This window comes from Arenibacter sp. F20364 (assembly GCF_023015905.1).
Lineage (GTDB): Bacteria > Bacteroidota > Bacteroidia > Flavobacteriales > Flavobacteriaceae > Arenibacter.
In genome coordinates this window covers 1-25394 of record NZ_JALKBD010000026.1, presented here as the reverse complement: position 1 = coordinate 25394, position 25394 = coordinate 1, and the positions used below count along the sequence as shown (strand labels likewise).

20 protein-coding genes are annotated in these 25394 nt (G+C 39.5%); 11 read left to right on the top strand and 9 right to left on the bottom strand.

Annotation, left to right across the window (positions count from 1 at the left end):
- The 3 genes from MWU84_RS18030 to MWU84_RS18020 all read right to left on the bottom strand — a co-directional run bounded on the left by MWU84_RS18030 (window position 1) and on the right by MWU84_RS18020 (window position 3827).
- Window positions 1-645 (bottom strand): peroxiredoxin, encoded by a 645-nt coding sequence (locus tag MWU84_RS18030; protein ID WP_246904333.1) that lies wholly within the window; start codon window positions 643-645, stop codon window positions 1-3.
- 424 nt (window positions 646-1069) lie between these two features.
- Window positions 1070-2545, bottom strand: coding sequence for a Na+/H+ antiporter NhaC family protein (locus MWU84_RS18025; protein ID WP_246904330.1), 1476 nt, complete (start codon window positions 2543-2545; stop codon window positions 1070-1072).
- 61 nt (window positions 2546-2606) lie between these two features.
- Window positions 2607-3827: an aminotransferase class I/II-fold pyridoxal phosphate-dependent enzyme gene (locus MWU84_RS18020; protein WP_246904326.1), complete on the bottom strand. Its 1221-nt coding sequence runs from the start codon at window positions 3825-3827 to the stop codon at window positions 2607-2609.
- A 156-nt stretch (window positions 3828-3983) separates the two neighbouring features.
- Here MWU84_RS18020 and MWU84_RS18015 point away from each other — a divergent pair, with 156 nt between their 5' ends.
- Window positions 3984-4442: an Lrp/AsnC family transcriptional regulator gene (locus tag MWU84_RS18015; protein ID WP_246904323.1), complete on the top strand. Its 459-nt coding sequence runs from the start codon at window positions 3984-3986 to the stop codon at window positions 4440-4442.
- Between the two features lie 116 nt (window positions 4443-4558).
- Window positions 4559-5965, top strand: a complete 1407-nt coding sequence (lpdA, locus tag MWU84_RS18010; RefSeq protein WP_246904319.1) for a dihydrolipoyl dehydrogenase — start codon at window positions 4559-4561, stop codon at window positions 5963-5965.
- Window positions 5966-6181: 216 nt separating this feature from the next.
- Here lpdA and MWU84_RS18005 read toward each other — a convergent pair whose 3' ends face one another.
- Together MWU84_RS18005 and MWU84_RS18000 are read right to left on the bottom strand one after the other, a co-directional pair.
- Complete coding sequence (locus tag MWU84_RS18005) at window positions 6182-6418, bottom strand: CDGSH iron-sulfur domain-containing protein (protein ID WP_246904317.1); 237 nt, start codon at window positions 6416-6418, stop codon at window positions 6182-6184.
- Window positions 6419-6472: 54 nt separating this feature from the next.
- Window positions 6473-7672, bottom strand: coding sequence for a heparan-alpha-glucosaminide N-acetyltransferase domain-containing protein (locus tag MWU84_RS18000; RefSeq protein ID WP_246904315.1), 1200 nt, complete (start codon window positions 7670-7672; stop codon window positions 6473-6475).
- Window positions 7673-7806: 134 nt separating this feature from the next.
- Here MWU84_RS18000 and MWU84_RS17995 point away from each other — a divergent pair, with 134 nt between their 5' ends.
- From MWU84_RS17995 to MWU84_RS17955, 9 genes are all read left to right on the top strand, one after another.
- Window positions 7807-8340: an NAD(P)H-dependent oxidoreductase gene (locus MWU84_RS17995; protein WP_246904312.1), complete on the top strand. Its 534-nt coding sequence runs from the start codon at window positions 7807-7809 to the stop codon at window positions 8338-8340.
- A 6-nt stretch (window positions 8341-8346) separates the two neighbouring features.
- Window positions 8347-9645 carry a chorismate-binding protein gene (locus MWU84_RS17990; protein WP_246904309.1) on the top strand — a complete coding sequence of 433 codons (1299 nt, stop codon included), beginning with the start codon at window positions 8347-8349 and terminating at the stop codon, window positions 9643-9645.
- Window positions 9646-9730: 85 nt separating this feature from the next.
- Window positions 9731-10570, top strand: coding sequence for an alpha/beta hydrolase (locus MWU84_RS17985; protein ID WP_246904307.1), 840 nt, complete (start codon window positions 9731-9733; stop codon window positions 10568-10570).
- 38 nt (window positions 10571-10608) lie between these two features.
- Window positions 10609-11913, top strand: coding sequence for a tRNA lysidine(34) synthetase TilS (gene tilS, locus MWU84_RS17980; protein ID WP_246904305.1), 1305 nt, complete (start codon window positions 10609-10611; stop codon window positions 11911-11913).
- Window positions 11913-13895, top strand: coding sequence for a thioredoxin family protein (locus MWU84_RS17975; RefSeq protein ID WP_246904303.1), 1983 nt, complete (start codon window positions 11913-11915; stop codon window positions 13893-13895). Before tilS ends, MWU84_RS17975 begins: the two co-directional genes overlap by 1 nt.
- A gap of 118 nt (window positions 13896-14013) precedes the next feature.
- Window positions 14014-15894, top strand: a complete 1881-nt coding sequence (locus MWU84_RS17970; protein ID WP_246904301.1) for a CocE/NonD family hydrolase — start codon at window positions 14014-14016, stop codon at window positions 15892-15894.
- Between the two features lie 99 nt (window positions 15895-15993).
- A complete protein-coding gene (locus MWU84_RS17965) occupies window positions 15994-18390 on the top strand; it encodes a penicillin acylase family protein (protein ID WP_246904299.1) in 2397 nt (798 codons plus the stop codon).
- A 471-nt stretch (window positions 18391-18861) separates the two neighbouring features.
- Window positions 18862-20397 carry a YifB family Mg chelatase-like AAA ATPase gene (locus tag MWU84_RS17960; RefSeq protein ID WP_246904297.1) on the top strand — a complete coding sequence of 512 codons (1536 nt, stop codon included), beginning with the start codon at window positions 18862-18864 and terminating at the stop codon, window positions 20395-20397.
- A gap of 225 nt (window positions 20398-20622) precedes the next feature.
- Entirely contained in the window at window positions 20623-22176 is a 1554-nt protein-coding gene (locus tag MWU84_RS17955) for a M20/M25/M40 family metallo-hydrolase (protein ID WP_246904295.1), read from the top strand.
- Window positions 22177-22394: 218 nt separating this feature from the next.
- On the opposite strand, the gene MWU84_RS17950 is transcribed toward MWU84_RS17955, so the two are convergent.
- From MWU84_RS17950 to MWU84_RS17935, 4 genes are all read right to left on the bottom strand, one after another.
- Complete coding sequence (locus MWU84_RS17950; RefSeq protein WP_246904293.1) at window positions 22395-22988, bottom strand: hypothetical protein; 594 nt, start codon at window positions 22986-22988, stop codon at window positions 22395-22397.
- A 235-nt stretch (window positions 22989-23223) separates the two neighbouring features.
- Window positions 23224-23847, bottom strand: coding sequence for an NAD(P)H-dependent oxidoreductase (locus tag MWU84_RS17945; RefSeq protein WP_246904291.1), 624 nt, complete (start codon window positions 23845-23847; stop codon window positions 23224-23226).
- 63 nt (window positions 23848-23910) lie between these two features.
- The gene (locus MWU84_RS17940; protein ID WP_246904290.1) at window positions 23911-24492 is read right to left on the bottom strand and encodes a Crp/Fnr family transcriptional regulator; all 582 of its coding nucleotides are present in this window, start codon (window positions 24490-24492) and stop codon (window positions 23911-23913) included.
- Between the two features lie 48 nt (window positions 24493-24540).
- Window positions 24541-25059: a hypothetical protein gene (locus tag MWU84_RS17935; RefSeq protein WP_246904288.1), complete on the bottom strand. Its 519-nt coding sequence runs from the start codon at window positions 25057-25059 to the stop codon at window positions 24541-24543.
- Window positions 25060-25394 lie beyond the last annotated feature (335 nt).

Below are 25394 nucleotides of genomic sequence, written 5' to 3'. Positions count from 1 at the left end.
TTAGTTTGCGTGTGCGGACAAATAACTGGCAACGCCATTTCTATCAGCCGTCATTGCGTCTTTACCTTCTTCCCAGTTGGCTGGACATACTTCACCTTTTTCTTGCACATGGGTATAGGCATCTATCAATCGAAGATATTCGTTGACATTTCTTCCCAAAGGCATGTGATTGATCCCCTCATGAAAGACAGTACCTTCTTCATCTATAAGATAAGTGGCACGGTAGGTTACATTGTCGCCATCTACCATAACAACACCGGTTTCCTCATTATACTGTTCATTGGTTATGTCCAAGATACCCAAAGTAGAGGCCAAGTTTCTGTTGCTATCGGCAAGAATAGGATAAGTAACTCCTTCAATACCGCCATTGTCCTTAGCAGTACTCAACCACGCAAAATGAACTTCGGCAGTGTCACAGGAAGCACCAATTACCAAGGTGTTTCTTTTATCAAATTCACCCAATGCAGCTTGAAAAGCATGTAATTCCGTTGGACATACAAAAGTGAAATCTTTTGGATACCAAAACAAGATCACCTTTTTATTATTTTTTTGAGCTTCTTCCAAAACATTCAATTTGAAAGTATCGCCTAAATCGTTCATTGCGTTAACGCTAAGATTTGGAAATTTTTTACCTACTAAAGTCATATTTATAAAATTTATACTATTAATTTCTGATGTAAAATTACGTCTAATTACAGGGGTTTGTGCTAATATGGATTTAAAAAACTTATGCCAATATAATTATTGTATATACCTCTGCCGATTCTTGTATTTGCTTGTGAAATTGCAAAAATTTGAACCTTAAATTTCTTGATTTCACAATTAGCATAGGCTAAAAATATCATGTTCGTTTTTGGACAAAATCAAGAACTTCCAAAATAATTCCATTTATTTAAATATGACCTTTTTTTGGCCAATAGCAGTTAGAGCACGCCGATTTAAAAACACCCTGATTGCGGGGTGAAGTTCAGAATAAAAAAAAAGACTACAAGCAATTAGCTGGGCCTAATTTACAGGAATTGCCTACAAGGTGCATTATTGGATTATTGAACTCTGAATTGCAATTGGATCAAACTGTCGCCGTAGATCTTTTAAGCTGTCTTATCTTTAGGTTTAATGCAGCAAAGAACAAGGTCATAAACGGACTTAACCAATTGAAAATGGCATAAACAAAGTATTCGGCAACACCAACACCCAATACACCGGACTGATAAGCCCCGCAGGTATTCCAAGGAATTAATACAGAAGTTACCGTTCCCGAATCTTCCAAGGTCCTACTCAAATTTTCCGGGGCCAAGCCCTTGTCCTGAAAAGCTTTCTTAAACATTTTCCCAGGGATAACAATAGCTAGATATTGGTCGCTGGCAATGGTGTTTAGACCAATACAGCTCATAACGGTACTGGCAAACAATCCAAACACAGAACGTGCAACGGACAATAAGGATTTTGTAATTCGGGCCAAAGCTCCAATCCCGTCCATAATACCGCCAAATACCATTGCACAGCAAATAAGATATATGGTCCAAAGCATACCTTGCATACCTCCAGCACTAAAGAGCTCATTTAACTTTTCATTTTCGGTTACAACGGCCGTATCGGTAAATATGGCATTAAAAATGGCGGTCACATTGGAGTCCGATAGTTCTTTTAAAACTTCTGTTTGGAAAAACAGGGCAAAAACCCCTGCCATAGCCACACCTGAACCCAGCGCTATCAATGGCCTGGTCTTTAAAAGTATAAGTGCTATTACCACCCCAGGTACGATAAACAAATAGGGAGTGATATTAAACGTATTTTTAATGGTTTCCAAAAGCGCACTTACATCCGCGCTCCCCGAGGTTTCTATGTTTAAACTTATAATCGCAAAAACCGCCAATGTTATTAAGATAGTAGGAACGGTTGTAATAGTCATGTATTTTATATGGGTAAACAGATCTGTTCCGGCCATAGCAGGGGCCAAGTTGGTAGTATCGCTCAAAGGGGACATCTTATCCCCAAAGTATGCCCCTGAAATAACAGCTCCGGCCACCATGCCCGGATAGATACCCAAAGCCGCTCCAATCCCCACAAGAGCTATCCCCACCGTAGCGGAAGTAGTCCATGAACTTCCGGTAGCTATAGAAATAATTGCCGCAATAACAACAGAAGCTGGCAAAAATATGGATGGACTCAATACTTGCAAACCGTAATAGACCATGGCAGGGATAATGCCACTGACCAACCAAGTACCGGCCAAAGCGCCTACCAATAACAAAATCATAATAGGAACCAGGATACTTTTCAAATTTTCCAAGACTTCCAACCACATTGTTTTAATAGTGGTTTTATTAAAAAAACCCACAACGGCAGCTATGGCCCCACCTATCAATAAAATAATCTGATTGGAATACTCCCCGAACCATTCCCCATTGGCATAGAAAATATTGTAGGCGAGCATCATCATTAAAATAAATACAGGGATAAGAGCCTCCCACATATTTAATTCCTTATTCTCTACAATATGTTCATTTTCAGGTCCAGCGGGATTGGTACTTAGGTTTTGCATCTATAAGCTATTAGTTTCTTCGTAATATTACAATTTTGCCAACTGTTCTGCAAACCAAATATTAAGTCCCTGACTCCTGTGGGTATATGATTCCCAATTCGTTTAAACAACCCTTCATAGCTATATATGTGCGGTGTATATGATCATCCAATCCTATGGAGAACCGAATTAAACCGTTGGACAAGCCCATTTCTAATTGCTCTTCCATAGGAATTTCGGAAGAGGTGGAAGTTCCAGGTGCACTAAATAAGGTTTTGTAAAAGCCCAAACTAACCGCTAAATATCCCAAATGTTTCTTCTGCATTAATTCCATTAAGGCATTGGCATTTTCCAGAGATCCCACATCCAAGGTCATTAGTCCACCAAATCCATATTCCATATTATATTGTTTTTTCATCACCTCATGTCCCATATGCGATTTTAAACCTGGATATACCACACGCAGTCCGTCTTTTTCAAAATTCTTTGCCAGGTACATCGCATTTTCACTGTGCTTTTTTATTCTAATATGAAGGGTTCTCATGTTTTTCAAAATGGAAGAGGCTCTTAGGCTATCCAAAGTGCTACCCAATAACATCCCTGCTCCGTTATTAACATCCTTTAGACCCAAACAGAAATCTTTAGTTCCACAAACTGCTCCGGCAACGCAATCGCTAGTCCCGTTTATAAACTTGGTTAAACTGTGGATCACAATATCCGCCCCCAATTTTGCAGGAGAGATGGATAGGGGAGAGAAGGTATTATCTACCACTAAAGGTGTGTTGTGTTTTGTAGCGAGTTTGGAAAGTGCCCTTATATCGGCTACTTCCAATAAAGGGTTGCTGACCGACTCACAATATATCATTTTTGTTTTGGGGGTTATTGCCATGGCCACCTGGTCCAATTTAGTGGTATCAACAAAGGAAATCCCAATATTGAATTTTTTTAAAAAATTCTTCATCAGGGCGTAAGTACCTCCATAAATGGTTCTACTACTAACAATATGGTCGCCAGCATTGCACAACTGCAAAATAACAGCGCTTATGGCTCCCATACCGCTTGCAGTTACATTGGCCGTTTCCGTACCTTCCAAAGCAGCCAAGGCCTCGCCCAAATATAGATTGGAAGGGGAGGAATGTCGACTATAAAGATAACAGCCTTCCGTGTTCCCCTCAAAAGTGTCGAACATAGTTTTGGCAGATAAAAAAGTGTAGGTTGAAGAGTCCGATATAGAAGGATTGACACCCCCATATTCTCCAAAATACTGCAAATCCTGTAATTCATCAGATGCTTTAAAATCCATAATAACATATTTAATTTACTATAAAATTACATTTATTGCCGATAATAATCAATATATCGACACTTATGTAGAATACAAAACTACAATATGATATTTATTTAGTTTATTTTTGTGTTAACCATGAAATAATAAGTAAGTTATAGAAAATATATCAGCATGAAGTTTGACGAAATAGACACTAGATTATTGGGATTATTGCAAAATGATAGTAAAAAGACCACTAAGGAATACGCTCTGCATTTAAATTTGTCGGTTACAGCAGTATACGAACGTATCAAAAGGCTTGAAAAATTAGGTGTAATCACCAATTACGTAGCCCTGGTGGACAAAAAGAAAGTAAACAAAGCCTTTACCGTCTTGTGCCATATTAAATTGGTACAGCATATAAAGGAGTATGTTCTTCAATTTGAACGCGAAGTACTTAAATTGGAAGAGGTGGCCGAGTGTTATCACATAAGTGGCGATTATGATTATATCCTTAAAATATATGTAGCCGATATGGAAGAGTATCGGGAGTTCATGATCACCAAACTTACTGCCATAAACCACATTGGCAGTACTCAAAGTTCCTTTGTTATAAATGAATTAAAAAGTACCACAGAAGTGTTTATTTAACAAAAACGATCCTTAACACACCAATATCCCATGAAATATGAGTGTTGCCCAACAATAAAACATTCGTATTTTTGTATTCACAAAAATGAAACTAATCTTTTCAATACAATAATAATATGACCCAATACGATGTAGCCATAATCGGCTCAGGTCCTGGTGGATATGTTGCAGCAATCCGTTGTGCCCAGTTAGGAATGAAAACTGCGATAATAGAAAAATATTCATCTTTAGGGGGCACCTGCCTTAATGTAGGATGTATTCCTTCCAAAGCATTGCTGGATTCTTCCCATCATTACGAAGATGCCGTTAAGCATTTTGAAGATCACGGAATTGAAATTCCTGGGGAAATTAAGATAAACCTTGAAAAAATGATTGCCAGAAAGCAAGCCGTGGTCGATCAGACTTCTTCAGGGGTTAAATTCTTGATGGACAAAAATAAAGTTGATGTTTATGAGGGCTTGGGAAGCTTCAAGGACGCAACCCACATCGACATAAAAAAGAACGATGGCAAAACGGAGACCATTGAGGCAAAAAACATCATTATTGCCACTGGGTCCAAGCCATCAAGCCTACCTTTTATAAAATTGGACAAGGAGCGGGTTATTACTTCTACCGAGGCCTTAAAGCTTAAAGAAATTCCGAAACACCTACTGATTATAGGTGGTGGCGTAATAGGATTGGAATTGGGACAGGTCTACAAGAGATTGGGTGCAGAAGTAACTGTCATAGAGTATATGGACCGTATAATACCTGGAATGGACGGAGCGCTTTCCAAAGAACTATTAAAGGTTTTGAAGAAGCAAAAAGTAAAATTTAATTTATCCCACAAGGTTAAAGCTGTAGAAGCCAAAGGCAAGGAAGTAATTGTGAAAGCTGAGGATAAAAAGGGAGAGGAGATTACATTTACAGGTGATTATTGCTTGGTTTCGGTAGGTAGAAGACCGTTTACGGATGGTTTAAATATTGAGGCTTCCGGGGTTAAATTGGAAAAGAACGGTACCATTGCCGTCAATGACCACCTACAGACCAACATATCCAATATTTATGCTTTAGGTGATGTGGTAAGAGGTCCTATGTTGGCACACAAGGCTGAAGAAGAAGGAACCTTTGTGGCCGAAATATTGGCGGGACAAAAACCCCATATAGACTATAACTTAATTCCAGGTGTAGTATATACTTGGCCTGAAGTTGCCGCAGTAGGCAAAACTGAAGAAGAACTAAAAGAGGCCGGTGTAGAATACAAGGTAGGTCAGTTTCCAATGCGTGCCTTGGGACGCGCTAGGGCAAGTATGGACTTGGACGGATTTGTAAAAATTCTGGCCGATAAGGAGACCGATGAAGTCTTGGGAGTACATATGATCGGAGCCCGTATGGCCGATGTAATAGCCGAGGCAGTAACTGCAATGGAATTTAGGGCATCCGCCGAGGATATTTCCAGAATGAGCCATGCACATCCTACCTTTGCAGAGGCCGTAAAAGAGGCCGCTTTGGCCGCGACCGATAATAGAGCCCTACATGTTTAAGTAAACTAGCTCGGGGTAAGCCTATCGGCCGACAAAGGCAGGCCCGCGAAGCATTGAAAGAACGCTTATTTTAGATTTCGACGCCCGCATGAATTGAACGGGTAGGCAGGTTTTAATCTCGATTATCGAGTAAAAAAGAGTTCAGTATAAAAAGCCCCGCTAGATTTTATCCAACGGGGCTTTTACTTTGTATCCTACAACCTTTCAGAAGTGTATTTACAACTTGTGGGTACCATCACAAAAAGGTGGGTTCTTTGTTAATTTACAGGTACATAAATGTGCCCTTTTATCCTCTTCGGCAATAAAAACCATAGGAGGGGAAGCGTTTTCCGCTTTATGGGAACCATCGCAAAAAGGTTGAATGCTACTATGGCTGCAAGTACACCACTTATATTTTTTATCCTTCTCCAATTCCACAGCAATTGGGGAATATTTATTATTCGTATCGCTCATTTTATATTTTTAAGCGAAAATAAGGCAAACGTAAGTAGGAAAAAGATTGATCAACTAATTTTTCACCATTCTAAATAAGCGTATCAAAGTCAGTTTGGATTTTAGCACGAAAGCTTTTAACAAGGGCTGACCTTCCTCGTTCAACCAAGCATCTGCCATAAGTTGAACCGTCTTAACAAAAGTGGATAATTGCAACTTTATATAAACTTTGTTCTTCTCAAATTGAAGCGCCAAGACTGTAGTTGCCAACATAAAGGCCAGTGCTCCCGGAATTACGACAGTAGGGGAGAGACTGTGGTTCAAGAAATAATACAGCCCCAAACCGGTGAAACTTCCGTACAAAATAATATAATGAATCACATAAATAGAGAGGGTACTTTGCCCGATCTTAAGTACGTTACTATTGCCCATAAATCTTCTGAACAACATAAATACGGCAAATACCAAGGAGACATCCCCTAGGCGTATAAACAAATAGTTGTTAAAATAGACTTTGGAAAATACGAGCATCCCGGTCCAGTTATACAACTTTAAAAAGAAGCCCGAGGAATAAAACAAAAGCCCAATACCCACAATGGAAAAACTTGCAATGGCGGCAGGATATAAATATTTGAAATTTTTGAACCTATTGAACAACACGGACATAAATGCCCCAATCGAAGCATACCCGAACCAAGGAATTATAGTAAACACCGATCCATTGGCCTTAGTCAAATAATTGGCAAGTAGTTCCGGCATATACACATGTGCGTATTGCTTATAATTGGGTTCCAGTACAAATAAAATTAGGGTAGTAGCCAATAAAACTCCAGGAAACAGGTATTTATTTCTGGAGATAGTAAGAAGATAAATAGCGATTATACCCAAAATTGAAAGACCAATGCAATGCAGAACATCTACCAAATAAAAAGAACCATAAATCTGGCCCTTTAACAATCCAAAAAAGTTTAGCCTTAGCAAGTATCCTATTGCCAGCAATTGCAATCCCCTTTTAATACCTTTTTTCACTCTTGGGTTATTAAACCCAATTTCATTCCCTTTAATTAAGAGGTAGGTAAATATAAATCCAGAAACCGTAAAGAAGACCGGTGCCGTAACCCCCCGAAAATATTTCCAAACCGAATAAAAAGTATTGGAATTATCCCTAAATGCATTGTCGAGCAAACCATCCACGAAATGCCCCTGCAGCATCATAAGGATAGCCCATGCCCTAATAGCATCAATAAAATACAATCTCAGGTTGTTATTCCCCATATTAACTTTAATATACATCCTATATACTTGTAAAACAGTGGTTTTGGATGTTTTCGCGTGCAAAATTATGCAATTTCCTCGCAATTCAATCTATTTTGCGGTATTTTCGTTGTGCAAACATTTAAATAAACAAGATGTCCAGTATATTGGCCTTTGCAGGGAGTAATTCCAGCACCTCCATCAATTATAAATTAGTAAAATACACCTGCTCCCTTATTAAGGATAATGAGGTTGACCTTATTAACATGGTGGATTATAATTTTCCGGTCTTCAGTGAGGATTTGGAAAGGGAAGAGGGTTACTCGGATTTATTAAAGAAACTAAGAGATAAGATAGTCAATTCCAACGCCTTGGTTATTTCGGTAAATGAACATAACAGTAATCCTTCCGCCTATTTCAAAAATGTGCTGGATTGGTTATCCAGAGTGGATAGAAATTTCCTGACCGATACTAAGATTTTACTAATGTCCTGTTCTGGGGGCAGAAGGGGAGCAACTGGTTCTTTAGAGGTAGTGAAAGGAATGCTGACTCGATTTGGGGGCGAAATAACGGCCACCTTTTCTTTACCGTCCTTTAATCATACCTTTGAAAAGACAAAGGGTATAACTGAGCCAGAGCTTGCCGAGGCACATAAAAACGCTTTGGAAACATTCTTATCACAAATTTAAAAGTCTTTGCGAAAAAAGGTTTCATTTACGGTTCCGGACATAATAAGTTTTAAACAATCCCTATTACATTGGTCCCAACAATTTTATGAGGTTGTCTGGCTAGACAGTAATGGGCACAAGAACAGGTACAGCTCATTTGATGGTTTGCTTGCTGTGGACGCACTAACATCGATAGTCACCGACGCCAAAAATGCTTTTGACGATTTGGGCAGCTACCAATCCAGCACCAAAGACTGGATTTTCGGCTATTTAGCCTATGACCTAAAAAATGATACTGAACTGCTTAGCTCTTCCAATACGGATGGTCTGAACTTCCCAGAACTATATTTCTTTCAGCCCAAAAAATTAATAGGAGTAGAAGGAACAGTAGTTACCTTCCATTATCTAAATATGGTAGCCGATGAAATTGAAGAAGATTTTAGGGTTATCAACGAAATGCTTGCTACACCAACCTCTGAATTCGAGGATCGGTCCAATATTCGAATTAAACTCAAAATATTTAAGGACGATTATTTCAGTCGCGTAAATAAAATGTTGAACCATATACATAGAGGGGATATCTATGAAGCCAACTTTTGCCAGGAATTTTATGCAGAAAACACTGAAATAGATGCTTTAAAGACCTATCTAAAACTGAATTCCATAACCCGAGCGCCTTTTTCAGCTTTTTTAAAGGTAAACGACAAATATCTTTTATCTTCTTCCCCTGAACGCTACATTAAAAAACAAGGTAACAAGATTATTTCCCAGCCCATTAAGGGCACTGCAAGACGCTCATTGGACGTAAACGAGGACAGGCAATTGGTGGCAGCTCTGGAAAAGGACCAAAAGGAAAGGGCGGAAAATATTATGATCGTGGATCTGGTAAGGAACGATCTATCCAAAAGTGCCTTAAAGGGGTCTGTGAAGGTGGAAGAGCTTTGTAAGGTATATTCCTTTGATCAGGTGCACCAGATGATTAGCTCCATAACAGCAGAGGTTTCCAACACCAAAAATCCAGTGGACATTATTAAAGAAACTTTTCCCATGGGCAGTATGACAGGTGCACCAAAAGTGTCGGCCATGCGGATCATAGAGGAGCTGGAAGCTTCAAAAAGAGGACTCTATTCTGGCACCGTGGGTTATTTTACGCCAGAAAACGATTTCGATTTTAACGTTGTCATCCGAAGTATTCTTTATAACAAAACAGCCCAATACGTGTCTTTTTCCGTGGGAAGTGCTATTACCGCCCAGGCAATTCCGGAAAAGGAGTATGAAGAATGCCTACTCAAGGCAAAGGCCATGAGGCAGGTGCTCGAAAATTAATAGGTGATTTGGTTATGATCAATATTCAGTCTACCTTGACCATTTATAAATTATAGGTGTCAGTAAGATTCTTTGTTTAAATACTATGGATATAAGAATACTTGATCTTCAATATAAAAACATCCCAATTAGCGCATGGTATGCAAGACCTAAAATAGTTAGAGGAGCTGTTGTTCTGGTCCATGGCTTTGGGGAACATTCGGGCCGTTACCAGGACACTGTTATCCCCAGACTTTTGGAAGAAAATTTGGCCGTCTACTGCTATGACAATATAGGACATGGAAAATCAGGAGGAAAACGCGGACATTGTTCCAGTTATTCGGCATTGTTGGAACTTTTGGACAACGTAATTGCGAAAGCAAGATTGCTAAATCCCAATAAACCGATATTCCTATACGGACATAGTATGGGCGGAAATTTGGTATTGAACTATGGCTTGAGAATAAAATCGGATTTGGCAGGTATTGTAGCGACAAGCCCATACCTTAAATTGGCTTTTCAACCACCTAAATGGAAAATGGTCTTAGGCAAGGCAATGCTGAAAATATTTCCTTCGATAACTATGTCCTCTGGCTTAAATCCACAACATATCTCTAGAATAGACCAAGAAGTAGAAAAATATATCGCGGATCCCTTGATACACGATAGGGTAAGTCCCATGTACTCTTTTCCCATAATTGAAGCAGGGGAGTGGGCTGTGGACAATGCCTACAAACTAAAGACCCAAACCCTTTTATTGCATGGCACCGGGGATAATATTATAGATTATACGGCTACCGAAAAATTTCATAAAAATTCCAATAAGACCCAACTACATTTGATTGAAGGCGGCTATCACGAATTACACAATGACGTTGGAAGTAAAAATACTTTGGATATGATCGGAAAATGGTTGGGGAACCGCTTGGACCTCTTCTACAGCTGAATCTAGTTGCTATCATATTTCTTACGTAAATTAGCCGTGTGTTAGAAAACTTTAGGAATCACATAGACCTGCACTTTCCCCATCTAAAAGAAGGTAAATTTTTATTGGCCTGTAGTGGAGGTGTAGACAGTGTTGTTCTGGCTCATTTATCTGCTTCCTACGAGTTGGATTTCTCAATAGCGCATTGCAACTTCAAATTGCGCGGTTCGGAAAGTGATAAGGATGAAGATCTGGTCAGGAAATTGGCTAAGGATCTGGGCAAGGAAATTTTTGTAACCAGTTTTGATACCTATGGGTACATGGCAAAACACAAAACCAACCTGCAAATTGCTGCCCGGGAACTCCGGTATAATTGGTTTTTACAAATAATGACAACGCACCATATTAATACCCTAGTCACGGCCCATCACGCGGACGATAGTTTGGAAACCTTTCTTATCAACCTCTCCAGGGGAACGGGAATTGAAGGCCTTACGGGAATTCCATCACATACCGCCTCTATCTCCAGACCCTTGTTGCAATTTTTCAGAAAAGAGATCAAAACATATGCGGAGGCAAATGATATCATTTGGAGGGAGGACGCCAGCAATGAGAATACCAAATATTTAAGGAATAACATCAGACATAATATTATTCCAAAGCTCAAGGAACTCAATCCTAGTTTTCTAAACAATTTCCTTAAGACACAGGAATTTCTTGGGCAGACCCAAGAAATAGCAAATAACCATATCAGCGCTTTAAGAGAGCAGTTGTTTAAAAAAGAGGGGCAAGTGGAAAAAGTAGCTGTAGCCCCGTTGTTGGCTCTTAATCCCACCAAAGCCTATCTTTTTCATTTTTTTAGGGAATACGGATTTACACAATGGGACGACATTTATGGGCTTCTAAAAGCAAACAGCGGAAAAGAAGTGCACTCCAACACCCACAGATTACTGAAGGACAGGGACATTTTGCTGCTAAAACCTATTGCCCAAAATAGTACCGAGGTTTTTACCATAGAAGAGGGACAAGCCCTAGTATCAGAACCTATTTCCTTGAAATTTAGTAAGGTTAAGACAATTGGGGAGACTTCTTTAAAGATAATATACCTAGATAAAGAAACGTTAAAGTACCCATTGATTGTCCGTAAATGCCAAAAAGGAGATTATTTTTATCCACTTGGAATGGGAGGAAAGAAAAAAGTTTCCAAATATTTTAAGGACGAGAAGATGGATATCTTTGCCAAAGAAAAACAATGGTTGTTGTGTTCAGGTAATAATGTTGTCTGGATTATAGGAAAACGCGCCGACGACCGTTTTAAAATTACGGATAGGACTAAAGAAATTATAAAGATTATTTTAGAATAATGAAGCATATATTGGGATTGTTTTTAATGGTGTTCAGTTTTTTCTTGGGATTTTCCCAATCGGATGATAATCCGGCCATATGGACCTATGCAGCGGAAAAAATATCGGATACCGAGTACAAGATTATAGTTAAGGCCGATATCTATAAAGGCTGGCATATCTATTCCCAATTTACGGATGAAAACGGCTCCTTGCCCAGCGAATTTACGTTTGAAAAAGCAGGTGAGGACTATGAGCTGGTAGGAACCACTTCAGAAAGCGAAACCCTCACCGAATACTCCGATATTTTTGAGGTAGAGGAAACTTTCTTTAAAGAAAAGGCCGTATTTACACAAAAAATAAAATTACTTGACCCAAATGTCAACCAGATCGATGTTGGTCTGTTCTATCAAATCTGCAAGGAGGTTTGCATTCCTAAGGATGAATTGTTCCATATCTCCCTGACAGGGGAAGAAATAATTGTTGCCGACCAGAGCGTGGACCAACGTAGCCTGGATATGAGCGAAGCACTAACATTGGACCTTAAAAATAGAGATTTGCTTGTTGATGGGGACGACAATGCCGTGAATGAAAAATCGGGTCTATGGACCATTTTCGTATTAGGGTTTTTGGGAGGCTTGATTGCTTTGCTTACGCCCTGTGTATTTCCCATGATACCATTAACGGTGTCCTTTTTCACCAAACAAGGAGCCAACAGATCCAAAGGCATTGCAAATGCATTGCTTTATGGGTTTTTTATAGTATTGATTTATTTTCTATTGAGTTTACCCTTTCATTTGTTCGATTCGGTGGACTCGCAAATCTTGAATACCATTGCTACAAATGTTTGGCTAAACCTATTTTTCTTTCTCATTTTTATTTTCTTTGCCTTTTCCTTTTTCGGATATTATGAATTGACGCTTCCTAGTTCCTGGGCCAATAAAATGGACTCGGCTTCCTCAAAGGTAGGAGGGGCTTTTGGAATCTTTTTTATGGCGGTTACCTTGGCTATAGTGTCTTTTTCCTGTACTGGTCCAATTTTAGGGGGACTACTGGGAAGCACGGCCTTGGCTAAAGGAGATGTGGCCACCAACCTTTCTATGGGGATGATCGGTTTTGGAGTTGCGCTAGCCTTGCCTTTTGGTCTTTTTGCCCTGTTTCCTGCCTGGCTCAATACCCTGCCAAAATCTGGCGGATGGATGACTACGGTGAAAGTTACCCTAGGGTTCTTGGAGTTGGTATTGGCATTTAAATTTTTATCCAATGCCGATTTAGTGGGCAATTGGGGGATTTTTAAACGGGAAATATTCCTGGGAATTTGGATTATATTATTCGTCTTGCTTTCCCTTTACTTATTTGGGATATTTAGATTTCCACACGATGGTCCCAAACAAAAACTGGCTGCTGGAAGAAAGCTTACAGCAATCCTTAGTACCGCTTTTGCAATCTACTTAATACTTGGGCTATCAAAAATTACCGATTTAAAATTATTGAGCGGTTTTCCACCACCTCATTTTTACAGCGTTTTTGAAACAGAGAGCGATTGCCCTTTGGGTATTGATTGTTTTAAGGATTTTGACAAAGGGCTTGCCTATGCCAAAGAAGTAAACAAGCCTGTACTTTTGGACTTTACTGGTTGGGCTTGTGTAAACTGCAGAAAAATGGAGGAAAATGTGTGGAGCGAACCGGATATCTATCCTATCCTTAAGGACGAATATGTTTTGATATCCCTGTACATAGACGACAGAAAGGAACTGCCTACCGAGGAACAATTCGATTTTAAATATGACTCTGGACGCGTAAAAAAAATCAATACAGTTGGTGAAAAATGGGGTACTTTCCAAACTTTGAATTTTAACGCCGCCTCACAACCTTATTATGTGCAACTGTCCCCTGATCTGGAAATTTTGAACACTGCTGTACAATATACCGATCGGGAAACGTATAAGGAGTGGTTGAAAAAAGGGGTGAGCAATTTTAAAGAATTGGGGCTACTTAAATAGGCAACATTAAATCCACATTAAGAAATTTGTCGTCCAATCTATTTTTTTTGGTTGGTGCAATTATTTTTTAAACTAGGCATATTATTCTACGAAAACGGCAAACAGAAAATTAAACTTTATGAACAAGATTTTATTCCTTTTATCAGCCATCGTTCTGGTATCATGTGGAAGAACAGGGGTTCCAACTTCCACCAATAGAACGAATACTGGAATTACCGATACTTATAATCCTAGGGATTTTTACAGCAAAAAAGAGATTGCCATTCCCATGCGGGATGGTATCAAATTACACACCACCATTTATTCTCCCAAGGACACATCCAAAGAGTATCCCATTATCATGTCCAGAACACCCTATAGTTCCAGACCCTACGGTTCCAATGAATACAAAGCCTTGATATCTCCCAATAGAAAAATGATGAAAGAGGGAAATATAGTGGTCTATCAAGATGTAAGGGGAAGATGGAACAGTGAAGGGGTTTATGACAATATGAGGCCCTATATCCCCAATAAAAAGGAAGGGGAAGTAGATGAGGCCTCGGATACCTACGATACTATAGAATGGCTAATAAACAATGTGCAGAACCACAATGGCAATGTAGGCGTTTGGGGAATTTCCTATCCGGGCTTCTATTCCACCTATTCCTTATTGGACGCGCACCCTGCGCTAAAGGCAGTTTCTCCACAAGCCCCTATTGGAGATTTCTTTTTTGACGATTTTCACCATAACGGAGCCTATTTGCTGAGTTACTGGAGGGCTACGGCGGTATTTGGTTATATGAAAGACCAACCTACCACTGAAGAATGGTATTCTTTTCCCGAACTGGGGACCGAGGACCAATACCAGTTTTTTTTGGATGCCGGTCCCTTGTCCAACTTGGACAAGTACTATAAAGAAGATAATGTTTTTTGGCAGCAGCTCAAGGAGCATCCCAACTACGACGAATTTTGGCAGCAACGTGGCATAATCCAACATTTGGAAAATATTAAACCCGCAGTTATGACCGTCGGAGGGTGGTTTGATGCCGAAGATCTATATGGACCCTTAAATACCTATGATCATATAGAAAAAAATAGCTATAATTACAACACTATCGTAATGGGCCCTTGGAGCCACGGGGATTGGTCCAAGGAAACACAGCGCCAAGCCATTGGGAATGTCTATTTTGGTGATGATATTTCCAAATTCTATCAGGAAAATATCGAAACCCGATTTTTTAATCACTTTTTAAAAGGGGAGGGAGGAACCACCAATCTGCCCGAGGCCTATGTTTTTGATACGGGTACCAAGGAATGGAAAACTTTTGATGCCTGGCCTCCCAAGAATACTACTAAGGCAACCTATTCCTTACAGCGCAATCAACGCTTGGGACAAATTGCAACTAGGGAATACTCCTTTCAGGAATTTGTAAGTGACCCTAAGAAACCGGTTCCCTATTCCGAAGATATTAAAATGGTGTTTACGCCCCGTAAGTTCATGACGGATGATCAGCGTTTTGCCGCCCGTAGACCCGATGTTTTAATTTTTGAAACCGAACCCTTGCAGGATCCGCTTACCCTTGCTGGAGATATTCTGGCAAAACTAAACGTATCCACCACTGGAACCGATGCCGATTGGATCGTAAAAGTCATTGATGTATACCCTGCAGACCATAAGGATTATGAGGAAACCCAAGCGTATTTAAAAATGGGCAATTATCATCAAATGGTTCGTAGCGAGGTAATGCGAGGCAGATTTAGAAACGATTTTACAAAACCCGAACCCTTTGTGCCAGACCAGCCGACACCGGTTAACATACAACTTCAGGATGTTTTCCACACTTTTAAGAAAGGTCATAAAATTCAGGTTCAGGTCCAGAGTAGTATGTTTCCATATATAGACATTAATCCACAGACTTATATTGAAAATATATTTGAAGCAAAACCCAAAGATTTTCAAAAACAAACGCACCGCGTGTACAACACTTCTTTAATAGAATTTACCTTGTTAAAGCCCTGAGTTTTTGAAAGAATCTTCTGATATAAAAAGTTTAAGTACCGCTTGCGGTACTTTTTTTATCCTAGAAATTAATATACCTTTAAACTAAAACCTTTAAGCGTGAAAGTATTTAAAAGGCTGCTCTGGATAGTTTTGGGAGTTATTGCGATAACGGCTCTAAGTAGTGGTGTATATGTGTACACGCACACACCGGAATATAGGGGCACCAAGACCCTCGACAAACTAAGTGGGAAGGTAGATGTTTATTTTGACACCTATGGCATACCACATATCTATGCCAATAAGGAAGAAGATGCCCTAAGAACACTGGGTTATGTACATGCCCAAGATAGATTATGGCAAATGGAATTACTACGAAGGATCGGGAAAGGCGGACTTTCGGAAATTTTTGGTAAGGACATGCTTAAAACGGACAAATTCTTTTTGTCCTTGGGTATAGATGACGCCTCACAGCGCACAGTGGACAAAATTTCAAAAGACAGCCCCATGGTTACTCTTTCCCAAGCCTATCTGGATGGAATAAATAAATTTATAGAAGAAGGTCCAACTCCTATCGAATTTCATCTTACCGGCTTGGAAAAAACTCCCTTTACCCTGAAGGATATTTACAATACTGTGGGTTACATGGCTTTTAGTTTTGCCATGGCACATAAGACCGACCCCTTGTTAAGCAATATCAAAAACACTTTGGGTCCGGAATATTTAACGGATTTATCAATAGATACAGACCCTAAAACTACATTGCTCAAAAATTACAAAACCGGCAGTCGGGATTCCATTAAAAACGAAATGGCCAGCTTGATCTCAGATGTGTTGAAGGATTTTCCAGTTCCCCAATTTGAAGGGAGCAACAGTTGGGTAATAGCACCCAATAAGACCAAAAACGGCAAGGTTATTTTTGCCAACGACCCCCATATCGGTTTTGCCCAACCCTCGGTATGGTTTGAGGCACATGTAAATGTACCCAACTACGAAAAATATGGCTATCATTTAGCCGGTGTGCCCTTTCCGCTATTAGGCCATGACAGAAAGTTGGCCTACGGACTCACCATGTTCGAGAACGATGATATAGATTTTTATTACGAAGAAGAAAATCCTAACGATTCCAGTTCCTACAAAACTCCAACCGGATGGAAAGATTATGAGATCATATCCAAAACCATAAAAGTAAAAGGGAAGGATGACGTTAATTTCACTTACAAGAAAACGGATCACGGCCCCGTTCTCAACGGAATTGCCGATCAGGTAATGGACCAACGTCCCATTGCCATGTCCTGGATCTATACCAAAATGGAAAATATGGTCATGGATGGCCTATATACCATGTCCCATGCCCAAAATTTATCGGAATTTCGTGAAGCACTCCCCAATATTCATGCCCCAGGATTAAATATTATGTACGGGGATGCTGAAGGCAATGTAGGATGGTTTGCAACAGCTAAACTATACCAAATGCCGGATAGTACGAATACCAAATTTATATTGGACGGTAGTTCGGGCAAGGAGGAACCTGTACGTTATTTGGAATTTTCTGAAAACCCCATGGCCATAAATCCGTCTTGGAACTATGTTTATTCCGCCAACAATCAACCAGATTCGATCAACGGTATATTATATCCAGGATATTACTTGCCCGAAAACAGGGCGAAGAGGATCGTAACGCTTTTGGGACCTAAAAATGACTGGGACATAGAATCCGTACAGGAAATGCTTCTGGATGTCACCTCCGGTGTAAACGCCAAAGTGGTAACCAATTTGGTCAAAAGTATAGAGGTAAAACAAATGACCAACACTCAAATTGCAGTCTTGGACCAAATGAATGTATGGGACGGCAATAATCAACTAGAGCAGATAGAGCCCACCGTTTATCACCGTTGGATCTATTTCCTTTTAAAAAATACTTTCGAGGACGAATTGGGGACCCGGATGTTCCAGCAAATGTTGGATACCCATTTTCACAAACGACTAATTGCTCCTATGGCCGCAAAGGAAAAATCTGTTTGGTGGGACGATATTAATACCCAAGACAGTGTAGAAACAAAAAATGAAAGGGTGAACCTCTCGTTCAGACAAGCTTTCCAGTCTTTGGAGGAAGATTTTGGCAAAGATCCCGACATCTGGACATGGAATAAGGTGCACACCTTGGAGCACGGGCATCCCATAGGGCAGATGAAGGCACTTAGGTCTTTTTTTAATGTTGGACCCTTTCCTATTTCCGGAACAAGGGAGGTAATCAATAATATGTACTTTAAATATGACGAAACGGGTCTATACCCAGCTACCTCCGGGCCATCTACCAGACGGGTAATCGACTTTTCTGATGTTGAAAACAGCACCAGTATCCTACCAACAGGGCAGTCCGGTAACCCATTCAGTGAACATTATGAGGATCAGGCCGAAATGTACAATCAGGGGAAATTTCGAAAAATGATGATGAACAAGGAGGAAATCATTAAAACCCAGAAGTCCTTACTGATCTTTGAACCTAAAAAGTGATTTATTTGCTGTAGTACTATTTGATGGTATAATTATCAGTGAACAGTTGGCAGTTACATGGTCCAAGGTTCAAAAAAAGTTGACAGTGATAGTTCGCTGTGGGGATAATAGGCGCGGGATTGGGAGTCTAATGAAGGGAAAAGCCTCTACCATAATGCTAATTTGGACTGTACTAAAAAGCCCAGTTTTTTGAATATGGCTTCGGCGCTGCTAAGCTACCACAGTCTATGGGAAATAGAGCAATCCCCTATTAAAACTAAAGAAAGCTCCTTTCCCTGGAAAGGAAAAGGTGGCTTCGACAGAGGAGAGGGCGGAAGGGGTAGACTGGTTGGCAATCCGTTTATAAAAATGGGGTGTGGGCAGTTCTAATTGCTAATCCAATGTTTTAGTTATAATCCCCTCTAATTTAGCTCATTATCTACACCTAAAAATTTATTTTATTTGTTTACATTTAAGACAAATAACAAGTAAATGCTTACAAAAGTTTATGGTAGTGCGGTTTTTGGGGTAGAGGCTACTACCATCACCGTTGAAGTAAATATCGACAAAGGCATCGGATACCATTTAGTAGGTCTTCCGGATAATGCTATAAAAGAGAGTAATTACCGTATAGCGGCCGCCTTACAGAACAATGGCTACAAAATTCCCGGAAAAAAAATCACCATCAATATGGCACCCGCCGATCTTCGCAAAGAAGGTTCTGCCTACGACCTTACCCTTGCTTTGGGAATTCTAGCCGCCTCCAATCAGATTAAATCGGAATCAATTGAAAAGTACATTATCATGGGAGAGCTTTCTTTGGACGGGAGTTTACAGCCCATAAAGGGAGCCTTGCCCATAGCCATTAAAGCCAAAGAGGAAGGGTTTAAAGGTTTTATTTTACCCAGTGAAAATGCTAAGGAAGCTGCTATTGTGGATGATTTGGAAGTATATGGTATAGATAATATTAAAGAGGTGATGGATTTCTTTGATAAGGGCATTCCCTTAAATCAAACTATAATCGACACTAGAAAAGAATTTTATAAAAGCTTGGATTTCCCTGAATTCGATTTTTCGGATGTGAAGGGGCAGGAGAGCATAAAGCGTTGTATGGAAATTGCCGCCGCGGGCGGACATAACATTATTTTAATCGGTCCACCGGGGGCCGGGAAGACCATGTTGGCCAAACGCCTACCTTCCATATTACCGCCTATGACCCTGCACGAGGCCCTGGAGACCACCAAAATTCACTCCGTAGTGGGCAAGATCAAAAATATGGGGCTTATGAACCAAAGGCCGTTCCGCAGTCCACATCATACCATTTCAGATGTTGCCCTAGTAGGTGGTGGAGCCTATCCTCAGCCGGGCGAAATATCCTTGAGCCATAACGGAGTATTGTTTTTGGATGAACTGCCAGAATTTAAAAGGGGCGTATTGGAGGTTATGCGCCAACCTTTGGAAGATAGGGAAGTGACGATTTCCAGGGCTCGATTTACAGTAACCTATCCAAGTAGTTTTATGTTGGTGGCGAGTATGAATCCTAGTCCGGGAGGTTACTTTAACGACCCCGATGCCCCAGTGACTTCCTCCCCGGCAGAGATGCAGCGCTATTTGAGCAAGATTTCAGGGCCATTGTTGGACCGTATCGATATACATATAGAAGTAACCCCGGTACCCTTTGAAAAGCTGTCCGAGGATCGCAAAGGGGAAGGCAGTGTGGAAATCAGAAAGCGAGTAACGGCCGCTAGGGAAATACAGACCCAACGCTTTGCGGAAATGGAGAACGTGCATTACAATGCCCAGATGAACACCAAGCATATCCGCAAACATTGCAAAATGGACGATGCCTCCAAGGAATTGCTAAAAAATGCCATGGAACGCTTAAATCTCTCTGCCAGGGCCTATGATAGGATCCTGAAAGTAGCCAGGACGATCGCAGATCTGGAAAATGCCACGGATGTCAGTGGATCCCATATCGGAGAAGCCATACAATACAGGTCGTTGGATCGCGAAGGCTGGTTGGGCTAATGAATTCTAAAAATGACCTTATGCAAAGAGACTAATTATGCATTGTAATTGTCAGAGTCAAATTCTGCCCAGCTTTAATCCCCCTCCTTGGGAAGGGTTAGGGGAGGTCCACCCATATCCGAGAAGCCATACAATACAGGTCGTTGGATCGCGAAGGCTGGTTGGGGCAGGATCAACGTTATTTTTAATTATCAAAAAACAACCAAATAAACCATTATCCACATTATGAACAACATTTCTAAAATTCTAATTACAGCAATCTTTTTCGTAGGGCTCCCTACCATGGGCCAAACTAAATCCCTTGCCCTTTCTAAAATTAATACAGAAGGCTTTCAGGGATCGCAGGTCATGAGTCTAGTGTCTGACTTATCGGATGTTTATGGTCCAAGGTTGACAGGAACTGATCAATACTATTTTGCGGCAGATTGGGCAAAGAGAACCATGGAGAATTGGGGGATTGACAAGGTGTATTTCGAAAATTATTGCGATGATTGCATGGGCTGGGAAGTAAAATCCTTTAACGTAGAAATGACGGCACCTACTTATATGAAAATACAGGCATATCCTTATGCGTGGACAGAAAGCTCCAAGGGCGTGGAAATTGGGGATCTGATTTGGATAGAAAGTTATACCGATTTAGATAAAGTAAAAAAGCAATGGAGCGGAAAATTACAAGGAAAGACCATATTGATTGGGTCGACACCAGAACAAAATATGCTATTTGAGGCACTATCAAATAGGTTTACCTCAGATCAAATTGAAGAAGCTGAAAAATCAATTGTCCCCGTCCCAAGCAATCCTTTAGGCCCATCTGCCGGTGATATCGACTTAATTGAAGATTTAGAAGTTGTTTTTGAAAGATTTATGAGAAAGGATGACGCTTTTTTTGCCTTTTTAAAAGCAGAAGGAGCCTTAAGTATTTTGGGAACTACACCTTTTTATCCTGGTATTGTTCATCCAAGTGGCACATATAACTATAAAAAAAGTCATATAAAACCGGTTCCATATTTCGCTATTTCCCCAGAAAGCTTCGGAAAATTAAAACGGCTAAAGGATAGGGGAATAAATCCTAAAATTAAATTCCATTTGGATTCCGAACTTTATTTAAAACCTGAAAACAATGTTAATATTATTGCCGAGATTACAGGTTCGGATTCAAAACTAAAAGACGAAGTTGTCATGATAGGGGCACATTTTGATTCTTGGCATCCTGCTTCTGGAGCAACGGATAATGGTGCGGGTTCCGCAGTTATGATGGAAGTGATGCGAATAATAAAAGTCACTGGATTAAAACCAAAACGAACTATTAGAATTGCACTCTGGGGAGGCGAGGAGCAGGGTTATTTAGGTTCTATGGCATATGCAGAAAATCACTTTGGAAAAGTAAAGGAAACTGCTAGAAAGAAAGAGGTCGAAAAAATATCGGCCTATATTAATATGGACAATGGTGCTGGACAAATGCGAGGCATCTATCTTCAAGGGAATGAGGCAGTAAGACCTATTTTTGAAGAAATGTTGGCTCCTTATGAGTATTTGGATGTGAACAATCTAACCATTCAAAACACCAATTTCACCGATCATGATGTTTTTGATTATTATAAGATACCCGGATTTCAGATTATTCAAGATGAGCTAAACTATAAAACAGTGACGCATCACACCAATTTGGATGCTTTGGAATATGTCCCTGAACGAGACATGATGATCAATGCAACCGTGATTGCTGCACTTGTTTATCAAATTGCAGAAATGGATGCTCGTTTGCCTAGGGAAGATTAAAGGTTTCTTAATGTTGACAGAGCAAACCCCCTATAAAATTAGCCTACTGTCCATTGGGACTTATTTTCACCTAAGTCCAACAACATTCAAAAACTGATAAAAAATAAAATATTGACTTTAAGGTCCCGATAAATATCGGGATGGACCAGCGCTTTTCATTGGATACATTGATAGCATTGGTTTTATTCTCTTGGTTTTATTTTTTTGAGCATTTCGATTTATTTTTGTTTTGAATATTCGATTAATTCCTCTACATATAAAAAATCACCTTGATTCTGAGTAAGTTTTATAAAATTTTTTATAGCAGGTGCATACAGCCAAACTTCCTTTTCATTGGCACTATATCCTCTGGAATTGGTGGTCTTACCTGTGTATTGAATCGTGTAGGCCATAAATGTTCCAGCTTCTACTGTCTCTTCTTGGTATGACATTACTTCGGCATCTTGACTTTGGTTTCCAGTTGTTCCATCTTGACTTGTCCAATTGTTTTCATATTTCCACTTTTTACCCACTTCCAGAGGCCAGTCGTACTTAGGTGTTTCGCTTTCTTCTGGTTTAACAATGTCAGAAACGGGAATGGTGTCCTTACCGATTGTCATACCTAAAACTCCGTCAATACTGACTATTTCCCTTATATCCTCCCCATCTGACCGCACCTCTCCTTCCGTTGTTACACCTTTATATTTCCAAATCCATTTTTCACCAGCCTGATAATCGGCTAAAGTTGGCTGTTTGGTTACGCCATTTTTCGTAGGACTGTTACAGGCACAAAGCATAACCAATAAAAAAAAAATTGTAATTTGACTTTTCATGATAAAATATATTTTCAAAGTACTTACTTCCCTTTAACGCCTTTTTTCAGCTTGTTCAGGCTATTCTTTAATAAATGCTAACGCAGCGCTAAGTGCATTTGCGTGTTTAATCACGTAATTTAGCAAATAAGAACCGAATAGGAAATCTGCGAAGTTTTTCGAAGGTAGGCAAGAACAAGCAACCCGCCAGACTAGCTTGTCGGGCTGGTTATTTATGGCCATTATTACAGTTTTTTTAAATTTGTTCAATCTTTTGGTAGATCTCTTTTTTAGAGTTTTCAAATATTTCTCCACCAAACTCTTCGTTGTCCAATGAAATTATAGAAATGTCTTTTATTCCCATAATCCCGAAAACGAATTTCAAGTAGGTTGTTTGGAAATTCATATGTTCATTTTGTTCGTTTTCCCCATAACCTGTGTCTCCTCGACTTGAAAGAATGAACATTTTTTTATTTTTAAGAATTCCAACATAATCTCCATCTGGCTCGCCTGAACGGAATTTCCAAGTTTCGTTAATTCTCATAAGATGGTCGATGTAAGATTTTAGTCCACTGGGAATTGACCAATTGTACATTGGCGTTCCCAAAACATAAATATCATGTTCCTTAAACTCTTTAACTAATTCATTGCTAAGCTCAACACCCGCCTGATTTTCTTTTGTCCGTTCATTTGGTTTGATAAATGCGCTTGCAATCCATTTTTCATTTATGGGTGGAATTTCCTTTATCCCAACTTCTCGATGGGTAAAACTGTCGTTAGGATTTTTCTTTTTCCAATTATCCTCAAAAAGTTGCGTTAGCTTTCTACTGTGCGATTTTTCTTTTCTTACACTTGCATTGATGATTAATACTTTGTTCATAGTCTTAAATTTTAATTATGATACAAAGTTCTGGATTGGGAAAGTAAAAAAAATTGACCTAGTTCAAGATGCTTTAATTTTTTTTCGCATTCTGCTCAAAAATTCGGCAGAGATTCCCAAATAGGACGCAATAAGATAATTTGGTACCTTCTCAGAGATTTTCGGATAATTTTTCAAAAAATCTAAATATTGTTGTTCTGCATCAAGAATGTTATTTAAGATTATTCTCCTTTGTAAACTCCCAAGATAGCTTTCAAGGATGATTCTAAAAAATCGCTCAAGTTTTGGGATTTGCTTTAACATATCTTTAAAAGAGTGGTAGTGAATTTGTAGTAGTGTAGTTTTTTCAATGGCTTGGATATTGTAAATCGAAGGGCTTTGTTTTTGAAAACTTTCAATATCTGTTGCCCACCAATTTTCAATTGCAAAATATAGGATTTCTTCCTTTCCTGTTTCCGGATTTATATAAAAAGCCTTCAATGTTCCATTAACAACATAATTATCCGTTCGGCAAGTTTCTCCATTTCTCAAAAGATAATCTCCTTTTTGAAGGGTTTTCTCTGTCCAAAAAGTCTCAATTAAGTTTTCTTCTTCAGAACTTAATTTAATGTATTTTGAAATTGAATTGGTTAGTTGTTCTATCATTCAAATGTTCGTTAAGGCACATAATTTACACAAGTTAAAGATTAGCCTTTACACTAAATTAGTCTCTAACCTTGTTGCTTGTTCTTTATTTCTTAAATACTTTTCATCAAAGAAACCTAATAATGTGTTTCTATAAAATACCCTCCAAATCCCGTTGCCCATTTCCTGGATCCCCACATATTTTCCCATTAATGCTGCGATCACGTATACCCAATAATAGGATTTCCACCTTATAGATCCATTTTGTGTCACTTTAAGAACTTTATAGTTGGCATCGTAATCAAAGTTAGGTATTTTTTCAGGGAACGGCCTACTGGAAAAATCATGCATGTCGGCAGGTGTTTTCATGTCCAGTGCTTCCTGTGGTCTTATGTGGTTATATTCCTTTACAAAGTGATTCAGACGACTTTGCTGCGCTTTTTGGTCATACCCTTCATAACCTTCATTTTCAAACCGGGCAATGATTTTGTAAGCTGTTGGTCTTGCAATTTTAAAGACACGGCAAAGCTCCGTTATGGTATATTTTCCAGTACGCCATTCACAGATAAATTCAATTTTTTGTTCCATAATCGTCTGTTCTTTCAAGGCATTGCATCTGAATTTTGGTTTCAAATGCAACTTAAAAAGTGTAAACGATGTTTCTATAACTCTGTAAAGGATGTTTGTATATCGTACCTTATGGCGACTAACGGTTCGGCTATGAGCAGTTGCGATTTTTAGAACGTTTTTAGTTTATTTGTATTGCCGATAATCGATTGCATGGATTTCCATATGGAAATTCTGTCCGCACTTAAATATAGGACACAATGTTGAACTAAACCTAAAGGTAGCTTCAAGCAAGTGTTACCTTACCGTTCACTACCTTTAGGATAGGTTTAATCATAAAATTTAAAGTTATGAAA